Annotated in this window: 13 protein-coding genes and 1 pseudogene; 12 read left to right on the top strand and 2 right to left on the bottom strand. The window is 60.5% G+C overall.

Annotated elements, in window-relative coordinates:
* Positions 1 to 300: 300 nt before the first annotated feature.
* The 4 genes and pseudogenes from ACQR1W_RS23610 to ACQR1W_RS23595 all read left to right on the top strand — a co-directional run bounded on the left by ACQR1W_RS23610 (position 301) and on the right by ACQR1W_RS23595 (position 4,604).
* A complete protein-coding gene (locus ACQR1W_RS23610; protein WP_434853049.1) occupies positions 301 to 1,632 on the top strand; it encodes an ABC transporter substrate-binding protein in 1,332 nt (443 codons plus the stop codon).
* 75 nt (positions 1,633 to 1,707) lie between these two features.
* Positions 1,708 to 2,651 (top strand): annotated as a pseudogene (locus tag ACQR1W_RS23605) (carbohydrate ABC transporter permease).
* A 3-nt stretch (positions 2,652 to 2,654) separates the two neighbouring features.
* Positions 2,655 to 3,506 (top strand): carbohydrate ABC transporter permease, encoded by an 852-nt coding sequence (locus ACQR1W_RS23600; protein WP_434853048.1) that lies wholly within the window; start codon positions 2,655 to 2,657, stop codon positions 3,504 to 3,506.
* Between the two features lie 3 nt (positions 3,507 to 3,509).
* Entirely contained in the window at positions 3,510 to 4,604 is a 1,095-nt protein-coding gene (locus tag ACQR1W_RS23595) for an ABC transporter ATP-binding protein (RefSeq protein ID WP_434853047.1), read from the top strand.
* Positions 4,605 to 4,610: 6 nt separating this feature from the next.
* Here ACQR1W_RS23595 and ACQR1W_RS23590 read toward each other — a convergent pair whose 3' ends face one another.
* Positions 4,611 to 5,096, bottom strand: coding sequence for an adenosine-specific kinase (locus tag ACQR1W_RS23590; protein ID WP_434853046.1), 486 nt, complete (start codon positions 5,094 to 5,096; stop codon positions 4,611 to 4,613).
* A 230-nt stretch (positions 5,097 to 5,326) separates the two neighbouring features.
* Here ACQR1W_RS23590 and pdhA point away from each other — a divergent pair, with 230 nt between their 5' ends.
* The 7 genes from pdhA (at position 5,327) to ACQR1W_RS23555 (ending at position 11,936) form a co-directional block, all read left to right on the top strand.
* Positions 5,327 to 6,391 carry a pyruvate dehydrogenase (acetyl-transferring) E1 component subunit alpha gene (gene pdhA, locus ACQR1W_RS23585; protein WP_434853045.1) on the top strand — a complete coding sequence of 355 codons (1,065 nt, stop codon included), beginning with the start codon at positions 5,327 to 5,329 and terminating at the stop codon, positions 6,389 to 6,391.
* Positions 6,384 to 7,364, top strand: a complete 981-nt coding sequence (locus ACQR1W_RS23580) for an alpha-ketoacid dehydrogenase subunit beta (RefSeq protein ID WP_434853044.1) — start codon at positions 6,384 to 6,386, stop codon at positions 7,362 to 7,364. The genes pdhA and ACQR1W_RS23580 overlap by 8 nt, the downstream gene beginning before the upstream one ends.
* 19 nt (positions 7,365 to 7,383) lie before the next feature.
* Positions 7,384 to 8,484, top strand: a complete 1,101-nt coding sequence (locus tag ACQR1W_RS23575) for a dihydrolipoamide acetyltransferase family protein (RefSeq protein WP_434853043.1) — start codon at positions 7,384 to 7,386, stop codon at positions 8,482 to 8,484.
* Between the two features lie 154 nt (positions 8,485 to 8,638).
* Entirely contained in the window at positions 8,639 to 10,024 is a 1,386-nt protein-coding gene (locus tag ACQR1W_RS23570; protein ID WP_434853042.1) for an NfeD family protein, read from the top strand.
* 19 nt (positions 10,025 to 10,043) lie between these two features.
* The gene (locus ACQR1W_RS23565; protein WP_434853041.1) at positions 10,044 to 10,805 is read left to right on the top strand and encodes a slipin family protein; all 762 of its coding nucleotides are present in this window, start codon (positions 10,044 to 10,046) and stop codon (positions 10,803 to 10,805) included.
* A 151-nt stretch (positions 10,806 to 10,956) separates the two neighbouring features.
* The gene (locus ACQR1W_RS23560; RefSeq protein ID WP_008972333.1) at positions 10,957 to 11,241 is read left to right on the top strand and encodes a GYD domain-containing protein; all 285 of its coding nucleotides are present in this window, start codon (positions 10,957 to 10,959) and stop codon (positions 11,239 to 11,241) included.
* A 122-nt stretch (positions 11,242 to 11,363) separates the two neighbouring features.
* On the top strand, positions 11,364 to 11,936 hold the full coding sequence (locus tag ACQR1W_RS23555; protein WP_434853040.1) for an Mth938-like domain-containing protein: 573 nt from the start codon (positions 11,364 to 11,366) through the stop codon (positions 11,934 to 11,936).
* A 725-nt stretch (positions 11,937 to 12,661) separates the two neighbouring features.
* Here ACQR1W_RS23555 and ACQR1W_RS23550 read toward each other — a convergent pair.
* Entirely contained in the window at positions 12,662 to 13,501 is an 840-nt protein-coding gene (locus ACQR1W_RS23550) for a helix-turn-helix domain-containing protein (protein WP_434853039.1), read from the bottom strand.
* A gap of 125 nt (positions 13,502 to 13,626) precedes the next feature.
* Between ACQR1W_RS23550 and ACQR1W_RS23545 the strand changes: the two genes are divergently transcribed.
* Positions 13,627 to 14,004, top strand: coding sequence for a hypothetical protein (locus ACQR1W_RS23545; protein ID WP_434853038.1), 378 nt, complete (start codon positions 13,627 to 13,629; stop codon positions 14,002 to 14,004).
* Positions 14,005 to 14,325 lie beyond the last annotated feature (321 nt).

The following is a 14,325-nucleotide window of genomic DNA, read 5'->3' as shown; positions in this document are numbered from 1 at the left end:
AGTCCGCCGGAAGGGGCATCGAAACGTCGTTGCGCACCCGCAAAAATTTTGTTGCACCGCGTTTTCCGCCGGCCAGCCGCAGCGCCTGAAAGCCGCAGCGCCTAAACCTGGCGAGCAACCCAGCCGCACAGGTATCCTGTTAACGCAGAATTTGAACTATCGATCTGGGCGAGATCGGAGCCGCTCGCCTTGCGACGGCATGGACATTTGGCATGTTGAATCTCAACTCCTTCACGCCCAAATCCTTTACGGACTTCCAAAAGAGGAGAATTCGGCACAAGCTAACAGGGAGGACATACCATGGCGCGCATAAGTCGGCGTGAGCTTTTCAAGCTGTCCGGCGGCGGTGCACTCGCGGCAAGGGCGGGAGGAATAGCATCAATCCTTGCCCTGAAGCAGGCGCCAGCCTACGCCCAGGCGACCACACTTCATTGGTTGCGGTGGAACGATTTCGTTCCCGCCTCCGACGCCCTGCTCCTGAAGGAGATAGTCCCGGAGTGCGAGAAGGCGCTCGGCATCAAGCTCACGATCGAAATGATCAACGGCAACGACATCCAGGCCCGCACCACGTCTGCGATCCAATCCGGCTCCGGTCCGGACATCATATGTGCTCTCAACAACTGGCCGCAGCTCTACCCCGAGAGCGTCGTCGACGTCAGCGACGTCGCCGACGAGATCGGCAAGGCCCAGGGGGGTTACTACGATGAATCGAAGGTCGTCGCCAATGACGGCAAGAAATGGCTCGCCGCTCCCTGGTGCATTGTCGGTGCGCTATTGGCCTACCGCAAGTCCTGGTTCGAGGAGGTCGGCTATCCCGCAGGCCAATTCCCGCAGGACTGGGAGCAGTATCGTGCCGCAGGCAAGCTGCTCAAAGCCAAGGGACATCCGATGGGACAGACACTCGGCCACACCTTCGGCGACGCGCCAACCTACGCCTATCCCTATATGTGGTCGTTCGGCGGCAAGGAAGTGCAGGCCGATGGCAAGACCGTTGTGCTGAACTCCAAGGAGACGACCGAGTCGGTCAAGTTCATGACCGCCTTCTGGAAGGACGCCTATGATGAAGGCGGGCTTGCCTGGGACGATTCCAGCAACAATCGCGCGTTCCTTTCGGGCACCTGCAGTTGCACGCTGAACGGAGCCTCGATCTACCTTGAGGCCAAGCGCAAGCCCGAGGCCTATGTGACCGAGAAGGGCACGCCACTCTGGCAGGACATCCTGCACGCGCCTCTCCCCAAGGGCGCGGCGGGTCAGTTTGGCTATCACCTGCCGATGTCCAATATGCTGCTCGCTTATTCCAGCAATCAGAAGGCGGCCAAGGAGTTCTTGCGCTGGATCACCTCGAAGGAAGTCTACCAGAAATGGTTCGACACCCAGCAGGGCTATACGGTTGGTGCGACGACGATCTGGGAGAAGGACAAGCTATGGGAGAAGGATCCGGTCATGCTGCCCTTCCGAACGGCCGCGCGCGCGGGCCGCTTCCCGGGCTATGAGGGGCCGGCCGACCGGCACGCGGCCGAGGTGCTGAGCAAGTACATCATCATCGATATGTACGCGAAGGCGGTGCAGGGAATGGCGGCCGAGGACGCAGTGAACTGGGCGCATGGGGAAGTTGCGAGCGTCCACGCCTAGAACCTGATCCGGCCCTGAAGCGCGGGACGGTAAATGAACTTAGGGGCGAGCGGGCCGTGGTCGAGAGGACCTGAGATGGCCGTCAGCGACGTCACAACGACATCGGACACCTACACGGGCTTCGTGCGCCGGTGGCCGGTCACGCGCCTTCTCGAGGACGAGCGCTGGCTCGCGCTCGTGCTGCTGGTGCCGACCATGGTACTGCTCGGCCTCTTCATCGCCTACCCGTTCGTTAAGGGCGTGGAGTTATCGGTGACTGATGCCAAGGTCGGCGTACCCGGCAATTTTGTCGGGATGCAGAACTTCCTTGGGCTGCTGAATGACAGCATCTTCCGTGTCGCGGTGTGGAACACGATTGTCTACACGGCGGTGACGACCGTCTTCAAGCTCGCTCTCGGCCTGTGGCTTGCGCTTCTCCTCAATCGCAACTTCAAGGGAAAGGCCCTTACACGCGCCTTCATCCTTTTACCGTTCATCATCCCCACGGTGCTCTCGACCTTCGCATGGAAGTGGATGTTCGACCCCACTTTCAGCGTGATCAACTGGACGCTGTTCAGGCTCGGCATCATTAACAGCCGCATCAATTGGCTGGGTGATCCGAGCCTGGCGCTGATCTCCGTGATCATCGTCAATGTCTGGCGCGGCGTTCCGTTTTACGCGATCAGCCTCCTGGCCGGCCTGCAGACGATCAATCCGGAATTGCAGGATGCTGCGGCGATCGACGGCGCAAGGCCCTGGCAACGATTCTGGTACGTGACCTGGCCGCTGCTCCTGCCGGTCACGATGGTGGTGGTTCTGTTCTCGGTCATCCAGACGTTTGCCGACTTTCAACTCGTCTATGTGCTGACCGGGGTGGGCCTGCCAACGCCACCCAACTGTTCGCGACCTATGCCTACCAGGTCGGCGTCGGCACCGGGCTGTTGAGCCAGGGCGCGGCGATCTCGCTCGCCATGTTTCCGGTCCTGCTCGTCGTGGTGATCGTGCAACTTCTTTACGTCCGCCGGGTGGAGACCCTTTGAGCCATGATCGAAGGTGCAAAATGGCGCCGCTGGATTTTCTTCTACATCCCGCTCTGCGCCTTTATCTTCACACTGCTGTTTCCGTTCTACTGGATGCTGGTCACCGCGGTACGGCCCGACAGCGAACTCTATCGCCCCTGGAGTGCGCCGAACTACGCGCCGTTCTGGACCGCGCATCCGACCCTCGATCACATCACCTATCTGCTGCAGGAGACGTTGTTCAGCACCTGGATGCTCAACACCCTCTTGATCTCGATTGCTGCGACGCTGATCTCGCTGTTCTGCGGGCTCTTGGCCGGCTACGCGCTCTCCCGCCTCAAATTCCGGTTCGCCGGCATGCTCGGCACCGCAATTTTCATCACCTACCTCGTTCCTCAGACACTTCTCTTCATTCCCTTGGCTGACATCATCCGCAACTTTCGCCTCGGCGATACGCCGTGGGCGCTGATCCTGACCTATCCCACATTCCTGATTCCTTTCTGCACCTGGCTCTTGATGGGCTACTTCAAGGCGATCCCCCGGGAGCTCGAGGAATGTGCCCGCATCGACGGTGCGGCCCGCTGGCAGGCGATGCTCTACATCATCTTTCCCATCGCAGTGCCTGGGATCCTCTCGGCCGGGATCTTCGCATTCACGCTGTCGTGGAATGAGTTCATCTATGCCCTGGTCTTCCTGTCCTCCCCCGCGGAGAAGACCGTCTCAGTCGGCGTCACGTCGGAACTGATCCGCGGTGACGTATTCTACTGGGGCTCGCTGATGGCAGGCGCCCTTTTGGGGTCCATACCGATCGCATTCATCTACTCGTTCTTTGTCGAGTACTACGTCGCCGGTCTCACCGGAGCGGTCAAGGGGTGAACCATGGCGCCGGTCGTGATACGCAACTTGAACAAGACGTTTGACGGGGTCCATGCCGTCAAGGACGTGAACCTCGAGATCAATGACAAGGAATTCGTGGTTCTCGTCGGCCCTTCGGGCTGCGGCAAGACCACGACGCTGCGCATGGTGGCCGGGCTCGAATCCATCACCTCGGGCGAAATCCTGATCGGCGACAAGATCGTCAATGAGCTACCACCAATGGATCGCGACATCGCCATGGTGTTCCAGAACTACGCCCTCTACCCGCACATGAACGTCTATGACAACATGGCGTTCGGCTTGAAGATGCGCCGGTTCGGTCGCGCGGAGATCGACGCGCGCGTGAAGGCTGCGGCCGAGATCCTCGGCATCCAGGCGCAGCTGCAGCGCAAGCCGCGACAACTCTCCGGAGGCCAGCGCCAGCGTGTCGCCTTGGGCCGCGCCATCGTTCGGCATCCGAAATTGTTTCTGTTCGACGAGCCGCTGTCGAACCTCGACGCCAAGCTGCGCGTCCAGATGCGGGTGGAGATCAAGAAGATCCATGCTCGCCTCGGCACCACCGCCATCTATGTGACCCATGATCAGGTCGAAGCGATGACACTCGGCGATCGCGTCGTCGTCATGAGAGATGGTGTCGTTCAGCAGGTCGGTGAGCCGCTCGAACTCTATAATGCGCCCGCCAACCGCTTCGTTGCCGGGTTCATCGGCTCGCCCGCGATGAATTTCGCGACGGTAACGATCGCCGCTGACGCGAACGGCCTCCTATGGGCCAACAACGAAGGCATCCATATCAAACTTCCGGCAGAGGTCGCGGGCCGGCTTCGTAAGCATGTGGGAGAACACGTCACACTTGGAATCCGCCCGGAGGACCTGCGCCTGGCCTCCAGCAGCGACCCGGCAGACGTCGCTTTCGATGCCATGGTCGAGGTCGTCGAGAAGCTCGGGTCGGAGATCCTCCTGGACGTGAAGGTTGGCCCCAGCACGATGGCGGCAGCAGTAGAGCCGACCGTCCGCGCGAAAGTCCGCGATCGGCTTCGCCTCGCCGTGAATCCCGACCGGCTGTATTTCTTCGACGGTCCATCACAAGCGGCGATTTAATGGCCACTACAGCTTGTAGCCGATCTTACGCAGCAAGTCTTTCCGCCACGCAATGTCAGCGTCTGTCTCCACACCCAGCGGTGAGGCACCGTCCACTACGCCGAGCACGCCGCGCCCCAGCTCGGTTTGAGCCACAATCACCTGTGTCGGGTTGGCTGTCGCACAATAGATGCGGCAGACCTCCGGCACCGCGCGCACCGCGGCCAGCACGTTGACGGGAAAGAATCCGTCGCCAAGGAAGATCAGGAAAGTGTGGCCGGCGCCGATGGCCAATGCGTTGTCACGTGCGAGGACCAAGGCGGCTTCGTCATTTCCCGACCAGCGCACCAGCCGCTTACCGGAGGCCTCGCAGAAGGCCAGCCCGAAGCAGATACCCGGAACCGCGCCCACCAGCGCCTCGTGAAGGTCTTCCACGGTCTTGATGAAATGCGACTGGCCGAAAATGAAGTTGGCGACATCCGGCTTGACGATGGGTACCACGGCGAGTTCCATGGCCGCGCTCCTATAGGGTGAGCTGCGCTATCCATGGTAGGCTGCCGGAAGGCGATTGCAAGTCGCCACTGGCGGCCTACTTCGTAGCCTCCCGCGGGCCGAAAGCACGCCAGAGCGAACCTGCCATGGTATTGCAAAGCGCGCGTGCAAGCGCCACATGACGATCTGTGGAGGCAGCATCGCTCCGGAGTGAGAGCGTGGCCAGCAAAAGAGCAAATCAAGAGCTCCCCGTGATCGCGCGCTTCGAAGTGCGCTACCGCAATTACCTCGCGCCCGACGGCTCGATCAACCGTCCACTCCCCGCCTTCGCTTCCGACGCCAGGCTACTCGTTGCGTTTTATCGGTTCATGCTGCTGTTGCGACTGTTTGACCGAAAGGCCGTTGCATTGCAGCGCACCGGTCGGCTCGGAACCTATGCCGTTTCGCTCGGCCAGGAAGCGGTATCGGTCGGGATTGCCAGCGCAATGCGGGAGGAAGATGTGCTGCTTCCCTCCTATCGCGACAATGGTGCGCTGATCTGGCGTGGCGTCAAGCTGGAGGAGATCCTGCTGTTCTGGGGCGGCGACGAGCGGGGCAATCACTTCTCCGGACCGGAGCATGATTTCCCGTTCTGCGTCCCCGTCGGATCCCAGGCGCCGCATGCCGCCGGCGTTGCGTATGCCTTCAAGCTACGCAAGGAGCCACGCGTCGCGGTGTGCGTGTTCGGCGACGGCGCCACCTCGAAGGGCGATGTGTACGAGGCGATGAATTTTGCCGGTGTCCATAATCTGCCGGTGGTGTTCGTCGCCACCAACAATCAATGGGCCATATCGGTACCGCTACGACAACAGACTGCTTGCGAGACTTTGGCTCAGAAGGCTATCGCCGCCGGATTCACGGGCGAACAGGTCGATGGAAGCGATGTGCTCGCCGTGCGCGCCGCGGCCGAAGAAGCCATTGCCGCGGCCCGCGAAGGCAAGGGCCCCCGCTTCATCGAGGCTGTCACCTACCGACTCAGTGACCACACCACCTCCGACGATGCATCGCGTTATCGCTCTCCCGACGAAGTCCAGGCTCACTGGAAGAAAGAACCGATCGCGCGCCTGAGAAGCTATCTTCTCAGCCGGAAAATGTGGAGCAAGGCGGACGAGGAGCAGCTTGCCGCCGACTGTAATGAGCGTATCGAGGCGGCAGTCGAACGCTACCTGGCCACCGCACCACGCCAGCCCGAGACCATGTTCGATCATCTCTATGCCAATCTGCCAGAGGCCTATGCCGCGCAGCGCCATGAACTCGCGGGAGAGCGCGATGCCTGAGATGACCCTGGTCGAGGCCATCAATCTGGCGCTAGCACGGGCGATGCAGGATGATCCAGGCGTGGTCGTGCTCGGCGAAGATGTCGGCGTCAACGGAGGCGTCTTTCGCGCAACTGCGGGCCTCCAGAAGCGCTTCGGCTCGGCGCGCGTGCTCGATACGCCGCTTGCCGAACTCCTCATCAGCGGGCTCTGCGTCGGTATGGCGGCCCAAGGGCTGAAGCCGGTCGGCGAGATCCAGTTCATGGGATTTATCTATCCATGCCTCGATCAGCTGGTGAACCACGCATCCCGAATGCGCAACCGCACTCAAGGACGGCTCACCTGTCCGATGGTCCTGCGCACACCGCATGGAGCCGGCATTCGCGCGCCCGAGCATCATTCCGAAAGCACCGAAGCGATGCTCGCCCATATTCCCGGCCTGCGCGTCGTCATGCCTTCGTCGCCGGAAAGCGCCTATGGACTTCTCCTCGCCGCGATCCGCGATCCCGATCCAGTGGTGTTCCTCGAGCCAACACGCCTTTATCGCGCGGCGAAAGGCGCAGTGGAAGACAATGGCGAAGCCTTGCCGCTGGATCATGCCTTCGTGCTCCGGGATGGTCGCGACATCACGATAATCAGTTGGGGCGCGGCGCTGAAGGAAACCACGGCCGCGGCCGATCCGCTTTCAGCCGAAGGCATTTCCGCCGAGATCATCGATCTTGCCACGCTCAAACCCTATGATGAAAACGCCGTACTGAGTTCGGTCGCGAAGACCGGGCGCTGCCTTATCGTGCACGAGGCGGCGCGCACTGGCGGCTTCGGAGCCGAGATCGCCGCTACTCTCGCTGAACGTGGCCTCGCCTCGCTGCTTGCCCCTGTGACCCGCGTGACCGGCTACGACACGATCATCCCGATGGCCCGCCTCGAGCAATACTATATGCCATCGGTCGAACGCATCGTAACCGCCGCACGCAAGCTGTGCCAGTTCAGCTAACCGCGATGGATTCTGCCCCATGCACCGGTTCATGCTGCCAGATCTGGGAGAAGGTCTTGAAGAGGCGGAGATCGTCACCTGGTATGTCAACGAGGGCGACCACATCGTCACGGATCAACCACTGCTCTCCGTCGAAACCGACAAGGCGGTCGTTGAAATACCCTCGCCGTCGAGTGGACGCATTGCGCACCTCTTTGGCGCCAAGGGAGATCTCGTGAAGGTCGGCACGCCATTGGTGGAGTTTGCGGAGGGAGCTGAGCAGGACACCGGCACAATAGTCGGTGAACTGGGCGGCGACGAGCGTCCGCCTGCGGCGGGAATACCTTCCGCGCGGCCGACGGATCTGGAACCTCAGGCATTTCCGGCGGTACGTGCACTGGCGCGCAAGCTCAACGTCGCTCTTGAACTCGTCGAGGGCACGGGACCGGGCGGCAGCATAACGCGCGCCGATGTCGAGCGGGCCGCAAGGAGCATGTCCCGAACCGGCCCCGCTGAGCCCCTGCGCGGCTTGCGGCGCGCGATGGCCCAACGCATGACCGCGTCACATTCCGAGATCGTCGCGGCTACCGTCACCGATGAGGCCGATATCGACGATTGGCGGACGGACGAGGACATAACAATCCGTCTGGCACGGGCTATCGCGGCAGCCTGCAAGGCAGAACCCGCACTCAATGCCTGGTATGATTCCGGCACACGGGAGCGGCGTCTGATCGAACGCGTCGATCTCGGTATCGCCGTCGATACCGAGGGAGGTCTCATCGTTCCGGTGTTGCGTAATGTCGCCGGGCGGAGCGTATCGAACTTGCGCGCCGGACTCGAGCGGCTGCGGGCTGACGCCATTGCGCGCTCGATACCCCCGGAAGAATTACGCGGCGCAACCATTACTCTGTCGAATTTCGGGATGATCGGCGGCCGATTTGCCAATCTGATCATCGTGCCGCCGCAAGCGGCTATTGTCGGCGCTGGCCGGATTTCTCAACGCGTGGTGGCCTATCGGGGTCAGCCTGCAGTGCGGCGTGTGCTGCCGTTGTCGCTCACCTTTGACCATCGCGTGGTAACAGGCGGCGAAGCCGCCCGCTTCCTGGTCGCACTCAGGCAGGACCTCGAGCTGATTACGTGAACCGGAAGCATATCCACAGGATTTCGCTCGGCTGACTTGGCCGGCCGCACCGCACAACGCGTCGAATATCATCATCTCCAGGTGCCGGTCCTTGCGAACACATTGAGGTTCCCGAGCGGAACCCCCATATGTTTATGGCAAGGGAGTCCTTGCCGTGCAGACCGTAAAGACGACTCTCGTTGCGGCGATTACAGTCGTCGCTCTGATGGCCTCCCCCCTTCCCGTCACGGCGAGGGGGAAAGACAGTCTTGCACTGACGATTTCGATCGACGGCGCGATCGGACCGGCGACAGCCGCCTACGTGAAGGACGCTTTGGCCAAGGCAGCCGAACGGCACGCCGAGATTGTCATTCTTCGTCTGAACACACCAGGCGGCCTCACGACCAGCATGCGCGAGATCATCGCCGATGTGTTGGCTTCACCCGTTCCGGTCATCGGTTACGTCGCTCCTTCCGGAGCCCATGCGGCCAGCGCCGGCACCTACATCCTTTACGCAACCCATATCGCCGCGATGGCACCTGGCACCAATCTCGGTGCCGCGACGCCAGTGCAGATCGGCGGTGCGCTTCCCGGCCTGCCGGACAGCAACCCGGACAAGACCGGCAAAGACAACAAGGACAGCGACGGCCAACCTAAGTCCGAGCCAAAGCCGAAGGACGCCATGACGGCCAAGGCTACGAATGATGCGGTCGCTTTCATCCGCAGTCTTGCCGAGCTGCGCCGCCGCAATGCCGACTGGGCCGAGAAGGCGGTCCGCGAGGCTGCCACCCTCTCCGCCAATGGCTCGCTGCAAGCGAATGTCATCGACCTCATCGCGCGCACTCCGAGCGATTTGCTCAACGCCGTCGATGGCCGCGTGGTGGAAGTTGCAGGCGGCGAAATGCGGCAGCTCGCGACCAAGGATGCCGTCCAGGAAGCGATCGATCCCGGATGGATCTCAAGATTCCTGGCAGTCATCACCGATCCCAATGTTGCTTTCATTCTCTTGATGGTCGGCACATACGGCGTGATTTTCGAGTTCCTGTCCCCCGGTATGGTTGCTCCCGGAGTCGTCGGGACAATCTGCCTGCTGCTAGGCCTCTACGCTCTCAATATGCTGCCCACGAACTACGCCGGCCTCGGATTGATGCTGGTCGGCATCACGCTACTCGCCATCGAAGCCTTCAACCCGACCGTCGTCATCGGCCTTGGCGGACTCGTTGCTTTTGTGCTCGGAGCGATGATGCTCTTCAACGTTGAAGCGCCGGGCTTCCAGCTGTCATGGTCCCTCATCGGCGCCACCGCGGCGATTTTCACTGGCCTCGTTCTCGTCGTACTTGGCTCGCTGCGGCGTGCCCGCAAGTCTCCGGTGCGAGCAGGCGCGCAAGCCATGTGTGGCCTGTCTGCCAAGGTGCTCGACTGGACCGAGAACGAAGGTCACGTCTTCGCACACGGTGAACGCTGGCGAGCGCGTGGCGCTGAAACCTTCACGCCGGGCGAAACGGTTGAGGTTGCCAATATCATAGATCTGACCCTGGTGGTCCGCCGCCGCCCGCGCTGATCGATAAAGGAGACGCGCCATGATGCTCGATTATCTGGCCTATGCAGCGCTCGCGATTGTCATAGTCCTATTACTATCCGCAGCCATTCGTATCCTTAGAGAATACGAGCGCGGCGTGATTTTCACGCTCGGCCGCTTCACCGGAGTAAAGGGACCCGGCCTCTTCATCCTCATTCCTGTGGTGCAGCAGATGGTGAAGGTCGATCTCAGGGTCATGGTGCAGGAAGTACCGCCCCAGGACGTGATCTCGCGTGACAACGTCTCGGTCAAGGTCAATGCCGTTCTGTACTTCCGCATCATTGATCCCGAGCGAGCCATCATCAAGGTCGGCAACTACATGGTCGCGACCAGCCAGCTGGCACAGACCACACTCCGCTCGGTGCTCGGCAAGCATGAACTGGACGAGATGCTGGCGGAACGCGACAGGCTGAGCGCGGACATTCAGGAGATCCTTGATCAGCAAACCGACGCCTGGGGCATCAAGGTCACCACCGTCGAAATCAAGGATGTCGATCTCAACGAGACCATGGTGCGCGCGATTGCCAAGCAAGCCGAGGCGGAGCGGCTGAGGCGCGCCAAGGTGATCAATGCGATGGGCGAGCAGCAGGCCGCCGAGAAACTCGTCGAAGCCGGTCACGTCCTCGCCCAGGAGCCGCTGGCGATGCAGCTGCGCTATTTCGCGGCGCTGCATGACATAGCGGGCGAGCGCTCATCCACCGTGGTGTTTCCGCTGCCGATGAACTTGCTTGACCATCTTTCTCCACGGACAGGAGCAAGCTGACTTTGCCAAAGACCTCCGACGGGACGTCGGCTCGCTTGAAGCGATCGGTTACACAATTCCGTGACGCGAAACGGCGTAGGCGTGGTGCACCAAACGACGTATAATTGCGTCGTCCTTCGCGCAAGATCATCAACGTACCGTGGAGGTGGCCATGAAATACGTATTGCTCGGAAATCTGAGCCCGGAGTGGGCAAAAAAGCAGTCGGACCGGGTCGGCAAGGCCAAGGCAAAGCTCGACAAGCTGGGTATCAAGATCGAATCGATCCACTACACGCAAGGCTATTACGATTTCGTCGACATTGTCGACGCCCCGAAGCCGGAGGCGGTCCTCGCGTTTTCTGTCTGGTACTCCACCCATGGTCTGGGGCGGATCCAGAGTATGCCGGCCTTCGAGACCAAGACCTTCGAGGCCGCAATCAAGGACGCGTCGGACTAAGCGCCTAGACGGAAGATGAATCGTGCTCACGGCCACGCAACCGTTGCGCGCCGGGGAGACAAAGCTGGCTCAGATTACGGGGATACTTGTCGCCCCTGGATTGGAACCCAGCCCACGCTGGATTGAGCAACCGCAAACCTTATCGTTGTGTTGGCACCTCCGTTGCGGAATGCGTCGACGGCGCGCTTGCCGTCTCGACGGTGATCTGTCACGAGCCGAGCGTGTCGCGCGCAAGCGTGGCAGATGCAAAGCTCAAAGAGCCAGCGGATGCCTCTTTGACCATCTGGTGGCGCCAGTTCATGCCGAGCACTGCGTTGGATGACCAGGAGGAGGTCACGATGAAGATTGACGGCACCACATTTGGCACGATTACGATTGACGGAAAAACCTACGAGCATGACGTCGTCGTTCGTCTTTCCGGCGAGGTTGTGAAGCGGAAAAAGAAGTTATCAAAGAAGCTCTATGGTACCTCGCACGTGCTTTCGGAAGACGAGGCAAAGTTCCTCTTCGAGAAGGGGTGCGACCAGGTCGTCATTGGCTCGGGTCAGATGGGCAACGTGCACTTGTCACCGGAAGCTGAGACCTATTTCGAAAGAAAAGGCTGCCAGGTTTTGTTGAAGCCGACACCCGAGGCGATCCAGATGTTCAACGGGTCCAGCGCAAGGCGGATCGGGCTCTTTCACGTGACTTGTTGAGCATTTGCAGGCAAAACGTTCGCTGCGGGCCGCAATTGCGAACCCGACTATGACGCGCGGTTGAGAAAGATCGGCAACCCTGCTTGTTGGCGCAGGTTGGGCGGTAGCGCTCCGTCGATGACGTCCGAATCGCTCGAATCGCAATTCGTAGATGAAATCAGAGGTAATCGTCTCCTCGCCGGCGCGCCGCTTGATCTCGTCCGCAAGCGATTCCGCCAAGTTGACCTTCTTGCGACCGCGGCCGCCGATCATCGTCGCAACGATTGATGAGCTTTCGCATTGCGGGCTTTTGTCAACCTGAGCTCAATCGACCTGTTCTTCTTCAAAGGCCAGATTAATAAAGTGCCGCACATCAAAACGAATAACGCCGCAAAGAGCAGCGACAGAGCATCGTTGATTGTGAACAAGGGCCGGATGTTCATACAAGACAAGCCTTGATGATGTTGCGGCGCGACTCGCGGATGTTGTCCCCCCAAACCGATCTCGGAATTGACCGGCCAACATTACCGATAAATTACATCTAATGCCGACCCGTGGTTTCTCTACATGCGCTGGACGGTCCCCGTCTCCGAGCAGTCAGATCGGAAGTCTCTTTGCAACTATGCAGCGTACGTGGAGCCGAAGATCCGAGGATTCTCATTCAACCGTGGAGCACAAGTTTTCAATTTTCCTCCACCATGCCCTCTTCGCTGCTGAACGGCATGAAAAGCTCGGGGGCTGGCCCATCACAGGTTCCGAATCCACGACGCGAGAAGAATGCCCTTGTCTCGCACAGCGGCACCCGGGAACACCTTGTTCACATCTCGCGGGTTAACACCGTAACGGCGTCGAAAGGCCCGGCTGAAGATCTTCTCTGACTCGTAGCCGCAGGCATAGGCGACCGCCGAGACGCGTTGCCTCGGCCCCCCTTCTTTCCCGGCCAAGATTCGCATTGCCCGGGCGAGACGACGGTTCCGAATGTAATTCGCGACGCCGCCATCGGTCTCGAAGAGCCTATAGAGAGGGGTCCGGGAGAGACCGAAATGTTCACAAAGCAGCTCCACCCCAAGCTCTGGTTGATGAATATTCTGATCGATAAATTGTCTGACTTCTATCGCAGCGATAGCCGGATAATCGCCCGCACTGCCATTGTCTGCCACCAACGCTGCGTTGCAGATCGCGAGAGCGGCCGAGGTCAGGCGTCTCTGCTGCTCGGCATCGGCATGCCGGAGACACGCCCGCATGTTAAGCAGATGGTCGGCCATCAACTTCAGCAGCGGGCTGCCGCCGGAGGGAAGGATCTGTGCGTGGCGAACATTCAGTTTCCCAACCTCGCATTCAAGGCGCCGTCTCGGGACACAGATATTGATCGCGGCCATGCCGTCAGTCGCCGATTGAAATCTCTGAGCCAGGTCCAGAATGAAGAAGTCTCCGACCCCTGCGACAGCATTTCCGTCCGAGCACGTTAGGCGCGTCATGCCGGACGTCTGAAGCCCAATGACGATATGATCAACTCCCTGAGCGACGATGTGCGACATCGTCCGCTCTGCACTGTGGGCGCATGCCGCATGGTCGAAGAACAGCATCCGATCCAGGTTGTAACAACGAAAGATAAGATCCAGATTAGAATGCCTTACGCTGGCCCTGCTGGATACGAACAAGCTCGACGTGAGGTCCTGCCAGGCTTGCACTCTCAGCTGCCGAGCACAATTTGGATGATCGCATCGAGGATCTGATCCGCGGCACCTGGCGATCGATCATGCGGACGAAGTCGAGGCAGATCGTCCAATATGAGCTGACACTCTACGCGCTACGTGAGGGAGCACAGTGGCTGGCCGACCAACAATACGAGGCCTATTTGCGCCTATACAAGGAGAACCTGGTAAGTTGCCGCTCGGACAGGCCGACTTTGTCTGGGGCGGCCTACACGTCGCTGGCTCGGTTTATTTTGGCGGGGATTGACGGACTGATCTTGCAAGAACTGGCGAAGCCAAATCGCGCAAGATCAAACCAGGCGATCGAGGCGCTGGTGTTCGGGGCCAAACAATACGCCCGCGATCTTTCACGCAAGTCGGAAGCAGTGAGTTGATTTCAGCCCCTCCCACGGGTCGCGCGCGATCGAGCGGAATGAACCGGGTCGCCCAGCGATAGGCCACCCCGGTTCAATTCATCAAGCGGGCCTGGAAAGGTGACGTGCGGAAAGCCGAGGACCGTCAGCGCGCGAAGATGGCTCCCTCCAATTGCCGGCGCCACGCCCCCCGGTCAGCGGCTCGTCGCTCAGAAAACAATCCAGATAGGCCGGAATCTCGGGAACCCTGACCGGATGGCGCTCGCTGAAAGCTGCCATTCTTGTTCAGGATCACGCCCGGCGCGACCATGGCAGCCAATCGGCCAGCCGATACGCCGCCTT

Source organism: Bradyrhizobium sp. HKCCYLS1011 (assembly GCF_051167795.1).
In the GTDB taxonomy this organism is placed as follows: domain Bacteria; phylum Pseudomonadota; class Alphaproteobacteria; order Rhizobiales; family Xanthobacteraceae; genus Bradyrhizobium.
The sequence above is the reverse complement of the archived record's forward strand: the minus strand, read 5'-3'. Positions and strand labels throughout refer to the sequence as shown.

Excerpts from the sequence above, each read along its gene's own strand:
- ACQR1W_RS23560 (WP_008972333.1), top strand. The coding sequence starts at position 10,957 with ATGAAATACGTATTGCTCGGAAATCTGAGCCCGGAGTGGGCAAAAAAG.
- ACQR1W_RS23590 (WP_434853046.1), bottom strand. The coding sequence starts at position 5,096 with ATGGAACTCGCCGTGGTACCCATCGTCAAGCCGGATGTCGCCAACTTC.
- ACQR1W_RS23565 (WP_434853041.1), top strand. The coding sequence starts at position 10,044 with ATGATGCTCGATTATCTGGCCTATGCAGCGCTCGCGATTGTCATAGTC.
- ACQR1W_RS23610 (WP_434853049.1), top strand. The coding sequence starts at position 301 with ATGGCGCGCATAAGTCGGCGTGAGCTTTTCAAGCTGTCCGGCGGCGGT.
- ACQR1W_RS23600 (WP_434853048.1), top strand. The coding sequence starts at position 2,655 with ATGATCGAAGGTGCAAAATGGCGCCGCTGGATTTTCTTCTACATCCCG.
- ACQR1W_RS23550 (WP_434853039.1), bottom strand. The coding sequence starts at position 13,501 with ATGCTGTTCTTCGACCATGCGGCATGCGCCCACAGTGCAGAGCGGACG.
- ACQR1W_RS23580 (WP_434853044.1), top strand. The coding sequence starts at position 6,384 with ATGCCTGAGATGACCCTGGTCGAGGCCATCAATCTGGCGCTAGCACGG.
- ACQR1W_RS23575 (WP_434853043.1), top strand. The coding sequence starts at position 7,384 with ATGCACCGGTTCATGCTGCCAGATCTGGGAGAAGGTCTTGAAGAGGCG.
- ACQR1W_RS23595 (WP_434853047.1), top strand. The coding sequence starts at position 3,510 with ATGGCGCCGGTCGTGATACGCAACTTGAACAAGACGTTTGACGGGGTC.